The following is a 21,561-nucleotide window of genomic DNA, read 5'->3' on the forward strand; positions in this document are numbered from 1 at the left end:
GCACGCCCCCGCCATACCAACTACTTTTTCTTCCACCGCCATGCAGCCGGGCAAAAAAACGGTACGGGGAATATGGATAACATCCCAGCAATTAATTTTGATGATATTACGAACGGGGAACAAAAGATTTTTACAAAAATGTAATATACATCCCTTGTTTCGTTCCGTTTTACATGCCCACGTCTCCGCCGGACTCCCGTTTCATCATCTCCGTGATAACCTGGAACAACGCGTTGCGGTACAGCACGCCGTCCAGCCGACCGGTATTCTTCCAGACCACGGGAAAGGCTGGCAGATGGGTTTGTTCAAACAGCTTCAAGGCATCCGTCAGATGGGTGCCGGCGTCCAGCACGGGAGCGCCCGTACGGACCAGGGACCCGGCATCGGCCGGGGCCGCCCCCTTCCGCTCCTCCATCTGCCGGCGAACCGCCAGAAAGTCCTCCGGATAGATGGCCCCTTCATAAGTTCCATCCTTATTCACCACAAAAACCAGATCTCCGGGATTCCGCAGCATCAGGGAAGAGACATCATCCAGGGAAGCATCCGGGGCCACCTGGGGCACCACGTGCCGCGCCAGGTCATGCACATGGACTTGCGCCATGGGCAGACTGACGACGGACGCCGGACTGCCGGCCAGGCTGGCGGCATACATGGAACGCGCGCGAATCAGTTTTCCCGTGCCATAAGCGCTTACGACACCGATCAGCAAGGGATAAATCATCTGTCCGCTCATGGAAAACTCCACCACCATCACCAGAGCCGTCAGGGGGGCCTGGGCAGCTACGGCGAAAAAGGACGCCATACCCACCATCGCATACGCCACCGTATGGTTGCCCTCCATTCCCAGAGACGTCAGAACCGTACTGAAGATAAAACCCACCATGCTCCCCACGTACAGGGTGGGCGTCATGGCTCCCCCCACCGTGCCGCAGCCGAACACCACCGCCACGGCAGACACCTTCACCAGAAGCAGGACGAGCGCCTCCCGCGTGCCGTAATCCTCATGGACCAGCCCGGTAATGAGAGCCTGACCGTTGCCCACCACTTCCGGATAAAAAACGGCCAGAATCCCCACGACCAGCCCGGCGGCCGCCAATCGCAGCGGCAGAAGGGACTGGCGGCCATTCAAATATCTGGCGGCCGCATCCAGCAAACTGACCCATCCCCTGGCCGCCACGGCCGCCGCCGCCCCCAAGGCGATGCACCAGAGAGACTGGGAAAAGACAGTAAAGCTTTCAAACGGGGAACTGTACAAAGGGGAGGGATCCCCCAGCAGATGCAGCATCACGAACCCGGTACAGGATGCAATGAGCAGGGGGGCCAGAATATCCATGCTCACGGTGCCGATGATGATTTCACTCACGAACAGGCAGCCGGAAAAAGGGGCATGGAACGCCGTCGTGAACCCGGCTGCCGCTCCGCAGCCAACCAGCAGACGGAGCCGCGGAATGGATACGTGCAGACGCTGCCCCACGGTAGACGCAATCAGGGCGGAAGACTGGATGATAGGCCCTTCCTTGCCGATGGCCGCGCCGGAAGCGATGCTCCATGCCGCGGAAAAAACTTTCAGGGCGGAGGCCCGGAACTTGATCAGCCCGTTCCCGATGGACATGGCCTCCATGTATTCCGTAGCCTGCCCCGGCATCCTTTTCTTCAGGAACAGCAGAATGCAGCCGGCCACCAGGCCGCCCGCCACCGGAATAAACATGCGCCATTCCGGCTCCACCAGGGAAAAGGTTCCTACGCGGGAATCCGACCAGATGCCGGTGAGCATCCACTGGATCACTTCCACCATCCACTCGAAAAACAGAGACATGCAGGAGCCCACCATGCCGACAAGAACGGCCCATACATAAGTAACCTGCCTTTCCCCCACCTTCCAATGATGGAACAGTTTTAAAATCCATCCGTACCAGACGGAATCCGGCGGCTGGGACTGGGGGAGTGGAGAATTCATAGAAAAGAAGGCAATACTATTCCATTGTGACAAAAAAATACCTCCGGCTGTTCGATACGGAAGAAAAAACTGCCCAGCCCCATGCCCCTCCGGAGCCAGAGAAGATTTTCAACGGATCCGCAGACGGCTCTTACGGGCCCCCTTCGGGGCCTGGCCCCCGCGCCGGTAGTCAGAACGTATATTTCAAATTGACGCCGTAATAGAAATCATCCCCCAGCCCCTTTTGCTTTACCACGGTCAGCGCCTGGCTGTAATTGGTGAACAATTCCACAGTCAGGCGCCCGGTAGCACGGAAGGTAACGCTCAGATTATAATCCAGAGCATTGGAACCATGGTGCACCACCGGGCCTACATACCCCCCATTGTAACCGTAGCGCACTACGGCATCCACCCGCACGCAATCAGCTATTTCTTCATGCATCCCCGCAAATACGGCGTAATAACCGCGAAACGTATGGTTGTTATATTGCCAGTACAGGTCCGCGCCGCCAAACCAGCGGTCGGAAAAATGGTAGGTCGTCTTCAATCCGGGACGCGGGATTCCCTTATCTCCCGGAAAAACAAAGCTGTGCTCATACCAAGGCATGACCGTCCAGTTGCCCAGTTCCCTGACGTAGTCCAGCCGGTATTTCAGCTCCGCATGATTCCGGTGATCCGTGGAAACACCGTACCATATTTTCCCCACCCACTCTTTATACTGTATTTCAGGAACAAACATGCAGAGAGAACCGTCCCACAAGTTCAAGCCCTCGCACTCGTATTTGCTGGCCCACCCCGCCTGAAATCGCAAATAAACACGCTCATCCGCAGGACCGGCCAGGGAAAGGGGGTGGGGGCATGCCGTCTTCAGGTGGTAGGACTGTTCTTGGCAGACCGCCGTCGCCCAGGCTCCGGGACACGCCAGCATGCCGGTGCAGGCCGCCAGCGACAACAGAATTACGGTATTCATCTTCATATTGGTCATGGCTGGAAATTTTTCTAAAACGGCATATCCGGAGGCGACGCCATCCACCCATGCGTACCCGCACACCGCTTTAGCCGTAAACGGATACTACGCCCTCACCCGGACAAAGACCTTCTAAAGATGAGACCAGCATGAAAAAACAATATTCAGTTCCAAGAGCCAAAAAAACGAATTCCCCATGAAAGATTGTGTCAGCAGTCTTTGTACTTATAACCGTGTCCATGAAATTCATTATCCCCGCACTCGCCCTGTCCACCTTCCTTCCCGCAGCCTTCTCACAAGAACAAATCATCCCGAAACCGGCGGAAATCACATTGTTCACAGGAAGTCCGGCCCGTCTCACACCGGATTCCCTCATCATCACGGAAACACAGGACAAGTCTTTCCTGGATCAGGCAGGGCAATTGCAGCAGATGCTCAGCGAAGGGACAGGACTCCCCCTTCCCCTTAAACCGGCCGGGCAAGCGTCGAAAAAAGCCGCCTGCATCGTCATCAAAAAAGACCCAACCCTTGCCGCCAGAGGAGAAGAAGCCTACTCCATCCAATCATCCCCAAACGGAATCATCCTTTCCGCAGCCGATGCCAGGGGCATCTTTTACGCGGGGCAAAGCCTGGTCCAGATGATGCCCTTCGTCTTCCACGACCGGACGGCAGATAAATCCGCCGTCCGGTGGAATATTTCTGAAACTCCGTTCCGCATAACGGACTACCCGCGGTTCTCTTGGCGGGCGCTGATGATTGATGAAGCACGCCACTTCTTTGGCGAGAAAACCATTAAACAGATCATCGACCAAATGGCTCTGCTGAAAATGAACATCCTGCACTGGCACCTGACGGACGACACAGGATGGCGCATTGAAATCAAGAAGTATCCGCGCCTGACCTCCATTGGCTCCAAACGCAGAGAATCAGAAATCGGCACATGGAACAGCGGTAAATCAGACGGAACGCCGCATGAAGGCTTTTATACCCAGGCACAGATCAGAGATATCGTACAATACGCAGCCCGCCGAAACATCACCATCGTTCCGGAAATTGAAATGCCGGGCCATGCCAGTGCCGCCGCCGTAGCATACCCCTTCCTGAGCCTGAAAACTCCCGGGGAAGTGCCCACCACATTCATCGTCAATACGGCCTTCGATCCCACCTCGGAAAAAACTTATGCCTTCCTGTCCGATGTTTTGGATGAAATCACGGCGCTCTTCCCCGGCAGAATCATCCACATTGGCGGAGATGAGGTGCGCTATGACAAGCAATGGAAGGGTGTTCCGGAAATTGAGGAATTCATGAAAAAAAACGGCATGAGAAGTTATGCGGACGTCCAGATGCATTTCACCAACCGCATGTCCGGCATTATTGCCCAAAAAGGGCGCCGCATGATGGGATGGAATGAAATTTACGGACATGACGTCAATGGGGACGGAGGAGGAAAAGCCGGCGCCAAACTGGATACAAACGCCGTCATCCAGTTCTGGAAGGGCAACACCGGCCTGGCTAAAAACGCTATCCGGGACGGACACGACGTTATCAATTCTCTCCACACCTCCACCTATTTGGATTACAGCTACGGCAGCATTCCCCTGCAAAAGGCATATGGGTTCGAACCCGTTTTCCCCGGGTTGGAGGAACAGTACCATTCCAGAGTCAAGGGACTGGGCGCCCAAGTATGGACGGAATGGATTTCCACACCGGAACGCCTGCATTACCAGGCATTCCCCCGTGCCTGCGCCTTTGCGGAAGTCGGCTGGACTCCCGCCGGTAAAAAGGATTTTCCGGATTTCAAAAAACGCTTGAAAGCGTATAGCGAGCGTATGGATCTGATGGGGATCAAGTTTGCCCGGAACGTCATCAGCCAAATAGACAAATCTGACTTTTTCAATACGCCCAGGATTGGCACATGGACGCCTGCCACCCTGACCCGGGAGGAACATTCGTTTGACGTTACCAAACTGGTCAAAGCGTCCGGCAAACACACTGTCACCCTGCTGTACGACAAAGGTGCCCACGCCATCGAAATCGAATCCGTAGCCCTGTATGAAAATTCCCGGGAAATCTCCCGGGACGCCCATGCGGGCAGAAGCGGCGCCCATAAGGAAAATATCCAGTACATTCTGAATGCCCCGGAACCCAGGCAAGGAGCAACCTATACTGTCAAAGCAAAATTCAAAGGGGACGGAGGCCGGGATTCCCACGGGACAGTGTATTTTGAAACGCCATAAAAACACCGTCCCCGTCCTATACCAGAAACAGCAGGGGCTTCACACAGAGCCCCCTTTACTCCGACAAACGGAGCACTGCATCCGCAGACTCATGGTTACGGACACAAGCCTTTCAGTATCATCGGCCTCCCAAGGGCGCCGGCATGTCTTTTCATAGAGGAAGACACCCCTTCCATCAAGCGGCACGAAATTGATACTTTAAACCAGAAAGGCTTACCCTGAAATCAACCTTGCCTTAACAAGGCTCCGGAGGTCGTTGCTTACGAACCTCCGGAGCCTGAACAACCGTGAATCGGCGGAAGATGATTTTCATCCGGGAAAGCCAGACGGAATTTACATGTTATCATCTACCACTTTTTCCACATACTGGAAAAAGATGCTTCCGTCCTCCCCGCTGATTCCATAGTCTCTGACATCCTCAATATTCGCATTCTTGATTCGGGTAATAATATAGACTTTGGAGTACAAAATCCCCCATTCCCCATGCTTTTTCTTATCAAACCAGATATGGTGGTTATAGTATGGTTCAAAATAGATGGTTCCCCCGTCTATCGGATCGGAAATCGGGCCGGAATATTTAACAACAATATGGCTGATTCCCTTGTAACACCATTCCCTGCCGCATTGAGGATTTTTGGAAAGGGTGGTGCTCATTTCAATGGTGGTGTCCATGACATCATAGGACAACCTATCCTCATCATGGTATTTGATTCCTTTTTGAGGCAGATTGAACTGATTTTTGATGATGACTCCATCATAAATGAGACGTCCCCCTTTCCATTCCGTTTTCTGCGGCACTGTTTCCCCTTTCAAGAGACAGATTCCTGAGAGAGAAACCATTATTGCACAGGCAATTTTATTCATTGTTATTTTCTACTTTGTTGTTGTTTCAGCAATTCCTTATTGAGGAATTCTTTCATTTCCTGAACAGTTTTTTCAGGAGGGGTCTTCGCATCGTCCCGATACTGCCTCCAGTCGATGCGCAGCTTGGCCATCAGGCGCAATTCGCTGAGAGAAAAAGGAACAGTACCCGGGGCATTCGGCATGAAATCCCGGGACCTGTTGCCAATATAATAAATCTGGCTCTGATCCCAAGAACGCTTCATGGTCTCATCGAAGGAAGCTCTCACACGGTCGTCGCTTACTCTGGCTTCCCACTGGAGGCAGTCCGCCAGGCAACCACCCTCGGCCCGACTCTCCCGGGCCTGCCGCCACAGGGAAAGAATATACCTGTTCTGAAGACTGCACGCAGCTGGAGTCAGGTACTTGCGCGTATACTGCAACTCATACAGAGGCTTGCACACAGCCTTTTCCCTCTGTCCCAGAGTAGCTCCACTCACCCTTTCCGGAGTGGGGACAATACCGGCCAGAGCACCGGATACGTAATAAGGCAATTCCTCAGGCATTCGAATTTCCCACGGTATTTTTTCATTCACAAACACGCCGTTTAAAATGGTATTAAAGGAACCGTTCCGGCAAATACGGAACAGGTAAATCCCCCCTTTCCTGCTCATGAACCTTTTATAAACCCCGGACCCCGCAAATCTGGAAACGCGTGTGCGCGCCTCCACCGGGTAGGAATACCACTGCTCCATGGATGCAGCAAGTTCCTTCCCCCAATTATTCTGTTCTCCTATCGCAAGATCCCCCTCAATATTGAACTGGAACACAAGGGGAGCGGTGGAAGGGTGCCTTCTGGCTTCCACCACGTAATCCCGCCTGAATTCATTGGTGAGATAACCGTTGGGATTGTAAAAATACAGGGCTATTTCATGGACACCTTCCGGCACCTCTACGGCTACCCATATATCGGGTCCATCCACAAAGCCCGGATACACTTCTCCGTGGTCATCCCACTCCGCCTCTGTCCGCACGGAATCCGTAGGGTCGAAAAGAACGTTGCGGTTATCATTTTCCTTGATGCTATGCACCCACCAGCGCAAAGCGTCCCCTTTCTTGCGGTTGAGCCCCATCAGCCCCTGAATCCAGTAGGGTGACAAGGCCCCCTTGTATCCGGGATGTCCGGGAACGGAAGAAAGGGTACGGAACTTGATAGGCTTGGCTTTGAATTCGGAATTGCTCATGGGGGCATTCGTGGCGCACAGCGTGGCACGCGTGTGCCCGTACTTCCCGCACCAGTCCCCTTTTGTAGTCCAGTCCTCCCCCCGGAACACAATATTCTTCCCCGCATGCGCATCGGATCCCAGCCTTTCCAACCTTCTGAGCACTACAGAAGGCTCCTCCATCTGCGCCGGACGAGGGAACGGGACTTCATTGTCCAGCTGTTCCCTGTCCAGTTTATAAGCCAGAGTCCCCTTTTTCAGACGAACAAAGCCCCGTCCGTATGTCGCCGCCCAAACACTCCCGTCCTGAAGCGCCAGCAAGGAAGGAACATCCACGTTTTCCAGCCCCTTCCTTATTCTCTGATTCACCGTCATTTTTTCAGCATCCAGAACATCCACTCCCTGCATCCGGTAGCCGATGAAAATTTCCTTTCCCTGCTGGATAATGGAAGAAATAAAATCTTCAGACAACATTCTGGAATTCGACTCCCCCGGCACCGCAGTCTTCCGTGCGGCAGAACCATACAGATGGTTGTTTTTCTGGGCATAATCACGCCCTCTCATATAACGCCAAGAACTAATGCCGTTACTGTACGCCAAGCCTGAGCAGGTACCTACCAACACCTGGCCCTTATCCGTACAAGTCAAAACATTGCAGATATTGGAAGGCAAACCATCACCATACGGCTGGTACGGCTGACGGGCGAATTGCCTGTTATCCCAGTACCAGGGAGCCTGAACATTTTTCCACTGCATATACTTTGACTGGCGCGAAGAGCAGGATACCCCGCCGCAAGCATAGGCCAGCCACAAATTCCCCCTGGTATCAAAACCTGCGGAAGCCGCCTGGTCTTCCACCAGGCCGGTGGACCTGTCCAGCGTCTTCCATGAATCGCCTGCAGGATCGTAAATGGATACGCCTCCGGATGTGGCGACGGCCACCTCCCCGGAAACGGGAGAAATGGCCAAAGCATAAACATGCTCTCCATTTAGGGCATTGCTGCGGTCATACATCTTCCATTCCCTTCCGTTAAAAACGGCTACGCCGCTGTCATCCGTGCCCGCCCAGATGCGCCCCTGCCTGTCCTCCGCGATACAGGTGAAATTCTTTCCTTTGGGGAAACCGGAATAATAATCCATATTAAGCCACGATTTTTCATATGTCCGGTCCCCAATCTGAAGGCGGTAAATGCTTTCTTTTTCTCCTACGGCCCAAATGGAGCCGTCGCCAGCTACCAGCGTGCCGCGAATAAAACGGACCGGACATTCCGGAAGTTGCTCCGGTATCTGGACGGTTACGACCTTTCCTGCCGCCCACGCCCCCAACAAAAGGAAAATCAACACAAATGTCCCTACGAAGTGTTTGAATTTAATCAACATAACCAACTATCTCCTGATTATTGCAGGATAATATTATCGGTTTTTATCATTGTCAACGCCATTTTCAATTTATTGTTAAGTTTATCCAAACAAAATACGGCATAATTCGTTTAGAATTATGCACATAAACAATTTAATATGTGTTAGTTATATTAAAAACATCAATTCCAAGAAAATCCTCACTAATACTTTTTTATGCTTGGATGGGAAAATACAGGGAACAGGCCTGATAGCAACGTCCGGCATTCCGTTTTTTCAACATGTTTTCCCCGGTTATTCTCTGATTCAAATTTCAAACCTACCATGCGTTTCCCCATATAAAGTTATATTTACCGGCCTTTTTTGAGGCAGGAGAATAAACACAGCTCAAGATCCGAAGGAGAAGCCATCTACTCTTCCGAAGCGGCAATAGGAGGCAATATGGACGTTCCCGGAGGAGGGCTTCCCGATGATGGCCAAAGAAAAAGAAAGTGTTGTCCTCACCAACACGAACAATTCTTCCGGACCTGATTCCAGCAACCAGTTCCGGCATAGTCACGCAGCACCCTTCCGACCATGAATGAGGTATTGCTTCATAAAGCGGGACTGACGGTCAACTGTATATTAAAGCCACCAAAGGAAAGGAGGGAGGAACCAGTCCGACAGGCGGAAAAGAAGAAAGCGAAGACAAAAAAGATGGAATAAAGCCCCCGGTTTTCTCCCTAGATGGCCTATCCGGGCGATTATAATAGCGGTCTGCAGGTTTCTGTTGAGCCCCAAGCCGGGGGTATGAAACACCGCCTCCCTAAAAGATACGGCCAAATTCACGACAGATAGAATTATGCCGTCCCGTACGTTCTTTCCTCATACCCAGGTGCCAATTATTACTTCTAGATAAACGGAAAAAACGAACCTCCCTGACCTATCCAACCCCTCCGGATTATTTCTGGAGAGGAAGGTGTTCCGTTCCACAACAAAGAAAAGGAACATATCATTCTGCATCCGGCCCATAGCAGAACAGCCTTTCCGCCCCGGATTACCTCCCTGGGGCTGTTGAATACCCTGCTGAAATATCGAAACGTATCAAATAAACACTTATTAAAGCTCCGCAGCCGTCAGGTCCACGCACAAACCTTGACAACTGCGGAGCTGCGCTTACACACACTTATTCATCCAACAAAAATCGCTCAGCAGAGCTTCTTCCATCAGGAATGGTGGAAAGCCGTTCCTTCTTCCGCCGTCATCGGAGAAGAGACCGGGTGTTTCTCGAAGAAAGAGAGCATGCGCTTGTAGTCTTCCAGGAACAGGTCTGCCAAATCTTTGGAGAAGCCCTGGCGAACCATGACGCGCATCACCACCGTATCCTGACAGTTGGCAGGGAGCGTGAAGGCGGGCACCTGCCAACCGCGGGTTCTCAGCTTGTCCGAAAGGTCAAAGAGCGTGTAGTTCGCACGGGCTCCATCCTTGATGAAGAAGCAGACGGCGGGAATACCTTTTTCCGGATCGCCCGTACAAATGAATTCATACGGCCCCAGTTTGGAAAGCTCATCTGAAATGTACTTCGCTACTTCGTAGGCCTGTGTATGGATGTTCGTATAGCCTTCCTTGCCCAGTCGGATGAAATCATAATACTGGCAGATAATCTGTCCGGCCGGTCGTGAGAAGTTAATGGCAAAATTGGGAATTTCCCCGCCAAGATAGTTGACATTGAAGATCAACCCTTCAGGCAGTTCGGAAATATCTCTCCAAACGACCCAGCCCACTCCGAGCGGAGCCAATCCGTATTTATGGCCGGAAGCACTGATGGACTTGACGCGGGGAATGCGGAAGTCAAAGACAAGATCCGGGGCGCAGAACGGAGCAAGGAAACCGCCGCTGGCTCCATCTACATGGATGTCAACGCTGATGCCGGTCTTGTTTTCATAATCATCCAGGGCCTTGGCAATCTCCGCCGGCAATTCATAAGCACCCGTATAGGTCACTCCGAACGTGGGAACCACAACGATGGTGTTCTCATCAATCTGTTCCAGCATCCGGTCAACATCCATCTTCCATTTTCCGGGCGCCATCGGGATTTCACGCATTTCAATATCCCAATAGCGGCAGAACTTGTGCCAGCAGATTTGGACAGGGCCGCATACCAGGTTGGGCTTGTCAATGGGTTTGCCGGCGGCTTTCCGGCGGGCTCTCCAGCGCCACAGGGCGGCCATGCCTCCAAGCATGCATGCTTCACTGGAACCGATAGTGGAACAACCAATAGGCTTTTCATTCTGGCTGGCATTCCAAAGATTGGCAATAATGGCAGCGCAACGCATCTCAATAGCGGCTGTCTGGGGATATTCATCCTTGTCAATCATGTTCTTGTTAATGCTGAGATTCATCAGCATCCTGACCTGCTTTTCATCCCAGGTCTGGCAGAAGGTTGCAAGATTCTGGCGGGCATTGCCGTCCAGCATCAATTCATCGGACACCAATTGGAAAGCGTCCTCCGCGCGCATCGCATAATCCGGGAACTCATCCTTGGGGAGAAGGTTATCTGCCTCCGGAGAACCGAAAATGGAATTTTCCGCCCGGGCTGTATCGGGTTTTTGATTTGGATCAAACATGACGGTATCTATTGTTTCATCGTTTCCGGGCCAACCGTGAAAGGCAACCCGCATGAAGGATAGAAGCACCCGCGAATAAAAGCGTTCATATTTCCATTGTCATTATCCTAGGTATAATTTTCCCGGAAAAACACAGAGTCGAGATTTATTTCATCATTCATTGATGACTAAAAATTATTTAATTGCAAATATCTTTATAAAAACTCGCCAATATCTCCAGATAACTTTATGTATGACATCTCCATATTATGACAGTTAAGAGAAACGGACGTTTTCGGATGCAATTCCCAGACGGGATAATGTGTTACCCCCCTATCTTAACAATACAACATCCATTGGAAAAAACTGTGTCACGGACTTTTACGGTTCCTGATGCCGAGGCGTGCATGCGCACTTTCAGAAAGGGAAAAATACGGATTAACCCGAATTTCCATCAAAAAAACTGCTGCACAATAATAAAACCAACATCGTGGAATCTTCCCCGCTTTTCCTGATGAGCAACTTCTGGTGCAGACAGGGGGAAGAAATACTCAACCTATACCGGGTTAATGCCGTGGCAAGTTACACCCTTTTAAGCCACGGCTGGCAGCAGAGGTGCCTTCTCCCCCTCCCTGCACTTTTTACCCGGTCAACAGGTGGCATTCCTTCAAGATTACTCCCGTTCAATTTTCCGGAAGGTATCCTTCACATAAAGTACATGCGGATAAAGAATGGAATCCGGAGCTACTTTGGGATGATTGAATTCCGCTATTTTTCGCATTCCAACACGTTGCATCACAGCTTGTGAAGGAAAATTCACGCAAGCAGTAAAAGAATATACCCTGTCAAAGCCGAATCGTGCAAAACCATGTTTCAGGCATGCACGGGCGCCTTCCGTAGCGTATCCGTACCCCCAGGCTTCCGGCACAAGCCTCCAGCCTATTTCCACACACGGTGTAAAGTCCGCTTCAAAATCAGCCCAATGAAAGCCGAGAAGGCCGATCAAGGAACCGGAATGTTTCAATTCCACTGCGTACAATCCATACCCTCTTTCATCCAGTTCTTCCCGCATACGGTTCCACATGGAAAGAGAATCCTTGTCCGTCATGACACCGGGAAAAAAACGCATCACCTGGGGATTGGCGTTCATAGCCGCAAAAAAAGGCCAGTCTTTTTCCCGCCACTCCCGTAACACCAGGCGTTCAGATTCCGGCAATGACAGTTTTCCTCCCGGCATGGCCTTAGTTGTACATGGAAAGCTCTGTTTCCAGCTCCGGGCAGCGATTCACGCGAAACCGTTCATCCAGTTCCAGAATTTGGCTATGGCCCAGGCTGTCCTTGATGGTGAGATTGACTTTGGAACGACCGGGATACCTTTTTAGAATATCCCGTATCTGTTCCAGATTTTTTCTCGTGTGGCGGAGGGGACTGACAATGATATTCAGAGGCCCCTGATCCCCGGATTTGGATTTGCGCTTTTTGCCTCCAAGTGGGTCAATGCTCTGGGCAGCCACGCTTTTGGAGGATGTACGGTCATCCTCCCGGATGTTGGCTCGCATGGAGACGAAAACGCCCGGCTCCAGGCCTCCCTCCATTTCCTGAGCCTTTTCATAAACATCCGACCACAACAACACTTCTATGCTGCCGGTAAAATCTTCCAACGTCAGAATGGCGAATTTTCTACCGGCCTTGCTGATTTTGGGGGTGACGGAACGAACCATGCCGGCAATCTGGTGCTTCTGCTTGAGTTCGTGTGGTTCCAGCGTGTCAATGAGTCCTATGCGGGTATATTTTTCCGCATCAATGACACCGCGCATGGAGTCCAGGGGATGGCCGCAAAAATAAGCGCCCAACAGATCCTTTTCATCTCCCATACGCTGCTCCTTGGACCACTCTGGAACGGCAGGTTCATCCTTCACCCTGGGCGCTTCAAAGGTCATGTCAAACAGAGACCCCTGCCCCAGAGCCTTATCCTTATGTACCTGGGAAGCTCCGCTGAGGGCCAGGTCCACACGTTCGAACAGAACACAACGCGGCTCCAGCGTCCAGTCCAGCGCTCCCGCACGAATCAGGGATTCCAGAATCTTTTTGTTGACAGATTTGGAATCCAGCCTGTTACAAATGTCCTCCATACTGGAAAATTCCCCATTCTTCTCTCTTTCTTCCAGAAGAATCTGCATAGCCCCCTCTCCCACGTTCTTAATGGCCGCCAGCCCATAACGCACGGCCAGCTTGCCGGAGGGCATTTTCTCAGGAGTGAACTTGAGCATGGATTTATTCACATCGGGAGGCAGGATCTCAATACCCATGCGGTTGGCTTCCTGAATGAACACTCCGATTTTGTCATTGTTCGCCTCATTAGACATCAGCCCGCAGAGGAATTCCACAGGGAAGTGGGCCTTGAGATAGGCCGTCCAGTAGGAAATATGCCCGTAGCAGGCGGAGTGGGATTTATTAAAACCATACCCGGCGAATTTTTCAATCTTGTCAAAGATAGCTGTAGCCGTTTTTTCATCAATCTGGTTTGTTTTCCAGCATCCTTCCACAAAGTGGGCCTTTTCCTTGGCCATCTTCGCCGGGTCTTTCTTGCCCATGGCGCGCCGCAGAAGGTCGGCCCCGCCAAGCGTATAGCCGGCCAGCAGCTTGGCCGCCGCCTGCACCTGTTCCTGGTAGATCATCACGCCGTAGGTTTCCCCACTGACCTGTTCCAGCAAAGGATGCTCATACTCCACCTGGCGCAGTCCCTTCTTCACTTCAATCATTTCATCCATAAACTGCATGGCTCCCGGTCGGTAAAGAGCCAGCAAGTCAATGATGTCTTCAATTTTCTGAATCCCGTAACGTCGGCAAGTGTCCACCATACCGCCGGATTCCAATTGGAAAACCCCCATCGTATCTCCCCTGTTCAGCAAGTCCAGGGTTTCCCGGTCATCCAGAGGGACGGAATCCAGTTTGAACTCCGGCACGCGCCAGCGGGCGTATTGCTCCGCATCATGCATGACGGTCAGGGTTTTCAAACCCAGGAAGTCCATCTTCAAAAGCCCCACTTCATAAATCGCGCTCATGTCGCACTGGGCGACGACAGCGGCATGAGGATCGGACAGATCGTCACGGGTGAGGGCCACATGCTCGTCCAGGGGACGGTCACCGATCACAACACCTGCCGCATGTACCCCCACGTTGCGGATCAAGCCTTCCAGGCGGGTCGCGTACCCCCACAATTCCGCATACCCCTCATCAGAGGCAATCAACTCCCTCAGCTCCTCGTTACTCTTGTAGCTGGACTGAAGAGTCACCTTGGGGCCGGTTTCGATAAGTTTGGAAATACGGTCCCCGTCCGCATAGGACATATCCATCACACGGGCTACATCCCTGAGTACGGACTTGGCCCCCATGGTGCCGTACGTAATAATGTGGGAAACAGCGCGCTCTCCGTATTTCTGCCGAACATAATCAATTACTTCCGGCCGGCGTGTCTGGCAAAAGTCAATATCAATATCCGGAGGGCTGACGCGTTCCGGATTTAGGAAACGTTCAAAGATTAATCCGAATCTTAGAGGATCTATGTTCGTGATTTTCATGGCATAAGCCACCAAGGAACCGGCTGCGGAACCGCGACCGGGACCTACGGGAATGTCATGATCCTTGGCCCAGTTGATGAAATCCGCCGTAATCAGGAAATAGGAGGGAAATTTCAACTGGTTGATAATTCCAAGTTCATAATCCAGACGATCGCGCAATTCCTTATCTGCAGCTACACGTTCCTTTCCGTACCGTTCTTCCAGTCCCTTATAGCATACTTTACGCAGGTATTCTTCGCGCGACGACCCGTCCGGCGTGCCGAATTCGGGGTATTTCTCCGTACTGGTGGAATCCAGCTTGATGGTAACATTGCACCGTTCCGCAATTTTCAACGTATTTTCCACGGCCTCCGGATAATCCTTGAACACCTCCCGCATTTCCTCTGGAGATTTCAAATACACTTCCGTGGAATAGCGCATGCGTTTTGGGGAAGCCAGTTTTTCGTTGGTTCCGATGCAAATCAGAACATCGTGCATGTCGTGATCTTCCTTCCTGAGGAAGTGCACGTCATTGGTGGCAACAATGGGGGTATTGGTCTTGCGGGCGATACGCACCAGCTCCGGCAGGCATTTTTTCTGTTCCTCCATGCCATGGTCCTGAAGCTCTACAAAAATATTGTCGTCCCCAAAAATATCCTTTAGCGCCAGAAGGGCTTCCTCTGCTTTTTCAGGCTGGTCATTGAGCAGCCACTCATTAAGCGGTCCGGCAATGCATGCTGTACAACAGATGAGGCCCTCATGAAATTCCCTCAGGGTTTCCATATCCACGCGGGGTTTATAATAAAAGCCTTCCAAGTGGGAACGGGACACCAGTTTAACCAGATTCTGCCACCCGGTTTCATTTTCCGCCAGCAAAAGGAGATGTGTGTATTTGCGGCGGCCGGGAAGCTGTTTTTTCACGCTGATGGGCGTCGGGGAAAGGTAAACCTCGCAACCAAAGATAGGCTTTACCTCCTGCTTCTGCGGTCCTTCCGGATGCTCCTTGTTCCAGGCGGCCACGGATTTATTGAGGCTGTTTGTCTCCATGACCAGTTCAATGGCTCCGAACAAATTGCCGTGATCCGTAACAGCAACGGCGGGCATCCCCATGCGGGAACACTCAGCAATGAGGTCCTTGATATGGACGGCGCCGTCCAGCAACGAATATTCCGTGTGATTGTGAAGGTGTACGAAGGAACCGGGCATGGATGGATCCTGTAAGCGGTTAATAAAGGAAATCAGCGGTGAACAGGGCATTCGGCCTTCATGGCTTCCACGCATTCCCGGATAAGGTCCGGGCCGCGATAAACGAAGCCGGTATAAAGCTGCACCAGGCTGGCTCCAGCCTTGATTTTGGCGACGGCATCCGCCCCGTTCATAATGCCTCCAACGCCAATGATCGGAATACGTCCTTTCAATTCGGAAGCAAAAGCTCCAATAACTTCCGTGGACCGTTCCGTCAGAGGAGCGCCGGACAGGCCGCCTGCTTCTTCATGCCGAGGATTGGCCTCTACCCCGACGCGGGAAAGAGTCGTATTCGTAGCAATAAGACCATCCAGTCCCTCATCCAGAAAAACGCGGCTGAGCTCCGCAATATGCTCATCTGTCACATCAGGAGCCACTTTCATAAAAATGGGCACATGGCGACCCGTTTCCGCAGCCAGGTTGGATTGCTCCGATTTCAGGGAAGCCAGCAGACGGGCAGCGGGTTCCGCCGCCTGAAGGTCGCGCAGGCCTGGCGTATTGGGAGAAGAGAAATTAATGGCTATATAATCCGCCACAGGCCAGGCCGCACGCAGACAAGTAAGGTAATCCTGGGCGGCATCCTCATTGGGAGTTATTTTATTTTTCCCAATATTGACACCCAGAACACCGTGAAAACGAGTGGCGGAACGAATGTTTTCCACTCCGGCGGCAATACCTTCATTGTTAAATCCCATCCGGTTGATAATAGCTTTCTGGGGAATCAGCCGGAACAGGCGGGGCTTTTCATTGCCCGGTTGCGGCCGGGGCGTCAGCGTACCCACTTCCACAAAACCGAATCCGGCCTGGCCAAAAGCGCTTACCGTATCCGCTTCCTTGTCCATTCCGGCGGCAAGTCCCACCCGGTTGGGGAATTTCATCCCCAGGATTTCCACAGGATCAGAAGGAACTTCCCCCATTACTAGAGGCAGTACACGCATTTTTTCTGCCAGGCGCAACCCCCACAAGGTCACCTTGTGGGCAGTTTCCGGATTCATTTGGAATAATACACTTTTAGCGGCGGAATATAAGGCGGGTGACACAATGCGGGGAGTGTATCACACCCTCTTTTAGGGTCAAGAATGGGAAGCGTCTTGCCGGGATGATTTTATCCGGTACAATCCCTTGCCATGAACAGGAAGGAATGCCTCTCATCCTGCCGTCTGTACGGTATTGTAGATATGGGATATACAGCTGAACATCAACTACTCCCTGTAACAGAAAAACTATTGGCAGGCGGCCTGCGCATTCTCCAGCTAAGGGCAAAAAACCATAACCCGGAACACATTGAAAATATGGGGCGCCAGCTTGCCCCCCTGTGCCGTAAATACGGCTGTCTTTTCATCATCAACGATTATCCTGAAATTGCCCTGAACATCGGCGCAGACGGCGTCCATCTGGGACAGGATGACGGAGACTTGGCATCCGTAAGGGGGCTGCTGGGAAAGGATGCCGTTATAGGACGGTCCACGCATAGTCCTGAACAGGCCCTGGGTGCATGTGGAGAGCAGGCGGACTATATCGGGTTTGGGCCCTTGTTCCCCACGGGTACCAAACCGGGAAGACAGGCCATTGGCCTGGAAGACATCGCAAGCGTACAGCAACAGCTACCGGAAAATTTCCCTGTCTTCTGTATCGGCGGCATCAATGGGAACACACTGCTCTCCGTACTGGAGACGGGGGCAAATAGGGTAGTCATCGTTTCCTGGCTGCTTACACACCCCGACATCACGGGAACAGTCAGAACTCTCAGAAAAGAACTGGGAGAAGCGTAACGAAAAACGCGCACCCCATCCATGTTATCCCTGCCTTTCCTCTTCCTCCGGAGACAGAGCCGGACGGGAGATCAGAAAAACGGCGGTATTCACAATCATCTGCAAAATGTGCTCCTGATCCTTCATCCACGGTTCCTTTTCTTGAAGATCCATGCACGCGACATATTTCCCCAACGTAGCATGGAAGATGGAACTCATGATATGCGCATGCCAAGATAAGGAAAGCTCATCATCCCACGGACAGAATCTCCGAATTCTTGCTATCATCTCCTGGATAGATGGAGCATAAAATTCATCATAGATTTTTCTTCCAAGATATTCCGGCTCCTGCGGCAAACGCCACAATAAACGGACATGATCCGGCCCTCCCAGGCTCTCATCCAGAAATAGCCGAAAAGCAGGTTCTATAAATGCACGGGCATACGCCCTCAGGGACGGATGAAGATCCGCCTCTTTCAGCATCTTCATGCGCGCTTTCATCAGAGGTTCCGCATATTGTCTGTAAACAGCCAGATACAGTCCCTCCTTATTCTCAAAATAGTAAACGATAGAAGCCAGATTAACTCCTGCTTCAGAAGCGACCGCCCTCATGGTCACGCCATTAAATCCCCTGAGGGCAAAAAGCTTCTGTGCAGCACGGAGGATTTTGCCGCTGGTTTCCGCAGAACGGTCGGACTGGGATTTGCGGGTAGAAGACATCTCCTAAACAATCAGACAATGCGCCGCCTAGCGGGAAGAACGGCTTGAGCCGATGGCTTTTACCAACTGTTCCATGTTTTGGGAGGACTGAATAGGCTTGCCGTCCTTGTCCACCAGAATCATGGTAGGGATACCGCGTGGAGCCACCTTCTTGGCAAGCTCCGTCAAATCCTCTTTCAACAGGATAGGCCATGGCATGTTATTGGCAGCAGCCCATTTTTGGGCGGCATCCAGGTTCTGGTCCAGATTGCACATGATTACTTCCACATCCGGATTATCCTTTACCACCCTGTTATAGGCCTCCACGCTGTGAGGCGCATTCCGGCAGCAAGGACCGCACCAGCTTGCACTGAAATACAAAATGAAATGCTTGGGATTCAATTTCCCGTCCCTCTTTTTAAGTTTGCCGTTTTCAAGCATGTAAGTCTTTCCCTTCATCTCCTCCGCCACAGGGCCGGACGGCATGGACGACCATTCTGCAATAGGCTTGCCGATAACTTCCTTGTGTTCCTCCAGCCATGCGCGATCTTCATCGGAAAGCTTTTCCAGCGGCATCGTAATGGGCTTTTTAGCCGTCGTCACCAATTTGACGGTCTTCATATTCAGGGCTACTGGACGGGCTTCCACCGTACTGCCCGTATTTTTATTAGTCCAGGTGCGGAGGGAAGGATCATCCGCTACTCCGGAAGAATCCGCCCAACAGAGAGAGGACCCCATCATGAATGTGGATGCCAATAAGATACACCAAGATGAAAATTTCATACACATAATGCTAATATACTATTTCTTATCTTCCATGTCGAGAAGCTGATTCCAAAATTTGCCTGGCCCGGGCATGTCCCGGGTCGCGGCGCAGGGCTTCCGCGGCAGCGGCAGCGGCCTCACGGTACCGCCCATTGCGGTAAAGCATCACCGCAAGAGTGAAAGGAATATCCGCATTTCCCTTTTCCAGGGAAGAACAGTTTTCCAAATCCTGCAAAGCCTGCTCCAGCCGGCCCACTTTTTCATTCAACAGAGCACGGTTAAACAAAGCACGAATAAAGGAAGGCTCTATTTTTAAAGCTTCGTTAAAGGATTCCAAAGCTCCCGACTCATCATTATTTTCAATCTGGCCCAGTCCCAGGAGATACCACAGATTGGCATCCCTGGGAGCCAGGCGTACAGCCTCTTGCATCTGATCCACCGCCTCCCGGCTGCGGCCTTGAGAAGCCAGGAAAACGGCATAATCACGGTGCACCACGGATGAAGTGGCATCCCATTTCAAAGCTTTGGAAAACCACAATTCCGCAGTTTTCACATCCTTACGGCTAATGGCTATCTGGGCCAGCTTCATAGCTCCGGAAGGCTGGTCCGCCTGATGCAAAGCGGCAGCAGTAAGCTCCTTCATTCCCGGACTGTCCGGAGGCAGGGAATCCCGGAGAGCCCATTCCGCCTGCAAGCGCACGACCCTGAACGGATCATTAAGAAGTTTGCCCGCAGCAGGATTACCCACTCGCCCCATCACTTTGGCGGCGGCGGCTCGCGTCAGAGGATCCGGGTCCTTAACCGCCGCCGCGGCCACTTCCTGGACGGCGGGTTCATGAGCCCATGCATCCATCAAATCCAATAACGTAGCGCGCCATGCACCCACTTCCTCCCTCTTAAAACATTCCATAAGCAGAGGCAAAACATCTTCCTTTCCTTCGTAGGCATGCTGAACGGCCCTGGTCCGTTCCCTGTACTGCGCCATTTTGGGTTTAGCTCCGTAATATTTCTTTACCGCCTCCGCAGCCCATTCATTGCTTTTTTCCTCGTGGCACATGGTACAGGCATTCGGAATCCCCAACTCTACGCTCAGCAAAGGATCAGGAGAATTGAAAGAATGATCCCTGCGGGGGTCCCGAGCCATATACAGGCTTTCCGGCATATGGCATTCCACACACCGGGCACCCATGCTGGACTGAGGACATGGCGTATGCGTAGCCATGTCAATAACGGGAGCTTTTACGCCGTTTACCGCTTCTCCAGTACCGTGACACCTCAAGCAGAGCGTATTATCTTCTTGAGGAAGCTTCAGTGTTCCCGTATGCGGATCATGACAGTCCAAACAGGTCACTCCCGCCTTGCCCATACGGCTTAACCTCAGACCAGTCTCGCAATAATCCTCATCCCTTTGCATGCCATTGGGCCAGAAAACGCCGGGCTGCACGGGAAGCACCAGTTGGAAATGATTGTCAAAGCGGTCACCTACGGCAAAATCATGATCAAATTCATCCCTCCGGGCATGGCAGGAAGCGCAGTTATCATGAATCTGCTGTGGCGTTAGCTTGTTCCTGGTGGAAATCATGCAACCCGTCCCCGCCTCCGGCTTGTCCAGCAGGGGGCCGTGGCATTGAATGCAAGTCACTCCGGGTTCCGTCCAGGTAGAAGCATACCGATCTTTAACAGGATCATAATTCTTATGGAACAAAGACATGTGGCACCACGCGCACTGCGTGTTCCAATTCATGCCTCGTCCTGTCCAGTGCCCCCAGTCTCCCGGCTGGCGGGACTCCTTGCCGAAAATATCAAACCATTCTTTGCGGTTCACGTCCCATGCAGCGCTCAAGGTATGAAAACCGCCGTCCTTGGCAGGAACCAGATACTGCACCAGGGGAATTCTCCCTGTGGCCCATTCCGCGCGCCAGGAGGTTGAAGACTGACCGTCACGGACCATGCGCCCGTGACCATTCGTAGAGAATTGGAGAATGCTGCCATGGGCGTCCAGCTTCATATTATGGAACGCTTCAGACTCCCATTGATCTCCCAGTTTGCGAAATGCCCAGGCATGGTCTGAACCGGCCCACTGACGGAATTCCTTTTCATGACATGCTCCGCACTGCATGGAAATAGGTACCTCATTCTGGTCCCAGTGCTCACTGCCTCCTGAAAAAACAACCGGCTGCGCCGTCGCTCCAAAACGTCTGTCCATCCAAGCCTTCATCATTGTGCCCAGTCCGATCAAAGCCCCAAGAACAACGAGGAGAACCACCCACTTCTTCATGGAAGGGCGGTTCACAGGGGCATCAGCAGATTCAGGGGCGGGCATGGCGGAAATATTCTGCCATATCATACGCGCTCCACCAAGGAACTTTTACATCAGGTAGCATAGTCCTTGAC

13 protein-coding genes are annotated in these 21,561 nt (G+C 52.2%); 2 read left to right on the forward strand and 11 right to left on the reverse strand.

Annotation, left to right across the window (positions count from 1 at the left end; all coding sequences use genetic code 11):
- Positions 1-169: 169 nt before the first annotated feature.
- Both BHW66_RS09815 and BHW66_RS09820 read right to left on the reverse strand, forming a co-directional pair.
- Positions 170-1,957 carry a chloride channel protein gene (locus tag BHW66_RS09815; protein ID WP_022198405.1) on the reverse strand — a complete coding sequence of 596 codons (1,788 nt, stop codon included), beginning with the start codon at positions 1,955-1,957 and terminating at the stop codon, positions 170-172.
- A gap of 169 nt (positions 1,958-2,126) precedes the next feature.
- A complete protein-coding gene (locus BHW66_RS09820; protein ID WP_128153422.1) occupies positions 2,127-2,906 on the reverse strand; it encodes a hypothetical protein in 780 nt (259 codons plus the stop codon).
- Positions 2,907-3,142: 236 nt separating this feature from the next.
- Between BHW66_RS09820 and BHW66_RS09825 the strand changes: the two genes are divergently transcribed.
- Complete coding sequence (locus tag BHW66_RS09825) at positions 3,143-5,140, forward strand: beta-N-acetylhexosaminidase (protein ID WP_102758705.1); 1,998 nt, start codon at positions 3,143-3,145, stop codon at positions 5,138-5,140.
- Positions 5,141-5,473: 333 nt separating this feature from the next.
- Here BHW66_RS09825 and BHW66_RS09830 read toward each other — a convergent pair whose 3' ends face one another.
- The 6 genes from BHW66_RS09830 to BHW66_RS09855 all read right to left on the reverse strand — a co-directional run bounded on the left by BHW66_RS09830 (position 5,474) and on the right by BHW66_RS09855 (position 16,992).
- On the reverse strand, positions 5,474-5,953 hold the full coding sequence (locus tag BHW66_RS09830; protein WP_146023934.1) for a hypothetical protein: 480 nt from the start codon (positions 5,951-5,953) through the stop codon (positions 5,474-5,476).
- A gap of 53 nt (positions 5,954-6,006) precedes the next feature.
- Positions 6,007-8,583 (reverse strand): two-component regulator propeller domain-containing protein, encoded by a 2,577-nt coding sequence (locus tag BHW66_RS09835; RefSeq protein WP_046437924.1) that lies wholly within the window; start codon positions 8,581-8,583, stop codon positions 6,007-6,009.
- 1,184 nt (positions 8,584-9,767) lie between these two features.
- A complete protein-coding gene (locus BHW66_RS09840; RefSeq protein WP_046437926.1) occupies positions 9,768-11,168 on the reverse strand; it encodes a glutamate decarboxylase in 1,401 nt (466 codons plus the stop codon).
- A 652-nt stretch (positions 11,169-11,820) separates the two neighbouring features.
- A complete protein-coding gene (locus tag BHW66_RS09845; RefSeq protein WP_031930203.1) occupies positions 11,821-12,384 on the reverse strand; it encodes a GNAT family N-acetyltransferase in 564 nt (187 codons plus the stop codon).
- A 4-nt stretch (positions 12,385-12,388) separates the two neighbouring features.
- Positions 12,389-15,913 (reverse strand): DNA polymerase III subunit alpha, encoded by a 3,525-nt coding sequence (dnaE, locus tag BHW66_RS09850; protein WP_046438013.1) that lies wholly within the window; start codon positions 15,911-15,913, stop codon positions 12,389-12,391.
- A 32-nt stretch (positions 15,914-15,945) separates the two neighbouring features.
- The gene (locus BHW66_RS09855; RefSeq protein ID WP_094139941.1) at positions 15,946-16,992 is read right to left on the reverse strand and encodes a quinone-dependent dihydroorotate dehydrogenase; all 1,047 of its coding nucleotides are present in this window, start codon (positions 16,990-16,992) and stop codon (positions 15,946-15,948) included.
- Positions 16,993-17,079: 87 nt separating this feature from the next.
- Here BHW66_RS09855 and thiE point away from each other — a divergent pair, with 87 nt between their 5' ends.
- Positions 17,080-17,724, forward strand: a complete 645-nt coding sequence (gene thiE, locus BHW66_RS09860) for a thiamine phosphate synthase (RefSeq protein ID WP_022198413.1) — start codon at positions 17,080-17,082, stop codon at positions 17,722-17,724.
- 24 nt (positions 17,725-17,748) lie between these two features.
- On the opposite strand, the gene BHW66_RS09865 is transcribed toward thiE, so the two are convergent.
- The 3 genes from BHW66_RS09865 to BHW66_RS09875 all read right to left on the reverse strand — a co-directional run bounded on the left by BHW66_RS09865 (position 17,749) and on the right by BHW66_RS09875 (position 21,490).
- Positions 17,749-18,423, reverse strand: a complete 675-nt coding sequence (locus BHW66_RS09865; protein ID WP_012419431.1) for a TetR/AcrR family transcriptional regulator — start codon at positions 18,421-18,423, stop codon at positions 17,749-17,751.
- 27 nt (positions 18,424-18,450) lie between these two features.
- A complete protein-coding gene (locus BHW66_RS09870) occupies positions 18,451-19,143 on the reverse strand; it encodes a thioredoxin-like domain-containing protein (protein ID WP_012419432.1) in 693 nt (230 codons plus the stop codon).
- Positions 19,144-19,210: 67 nt separating this feature from the next.
- On the reverse strand, positions 19,211-21,490 hold the full coding sequence (locus BHW66_RS09875) for a tetratricopeptide repeat protein (protein ID WP_180975836.1): 2,280 nt from the start codon (positions 21,488-21,490) through the stop codon (positions 19,211-19,213).
- Positions 21,491-21,561: the final 71 nt, after the last annotated feature.

This window comes from Akkermansia sp. 54_46 (assembly GCF_001917295.1).
GTDB classification, from domain to species: domain Bacteria; phylum Verrucomicrobiota; class Verrucomicrobiia; order Verrucomicrobiales; family Akkermansiaceae; genus Akkermansia; species Akkermansia muciniphila.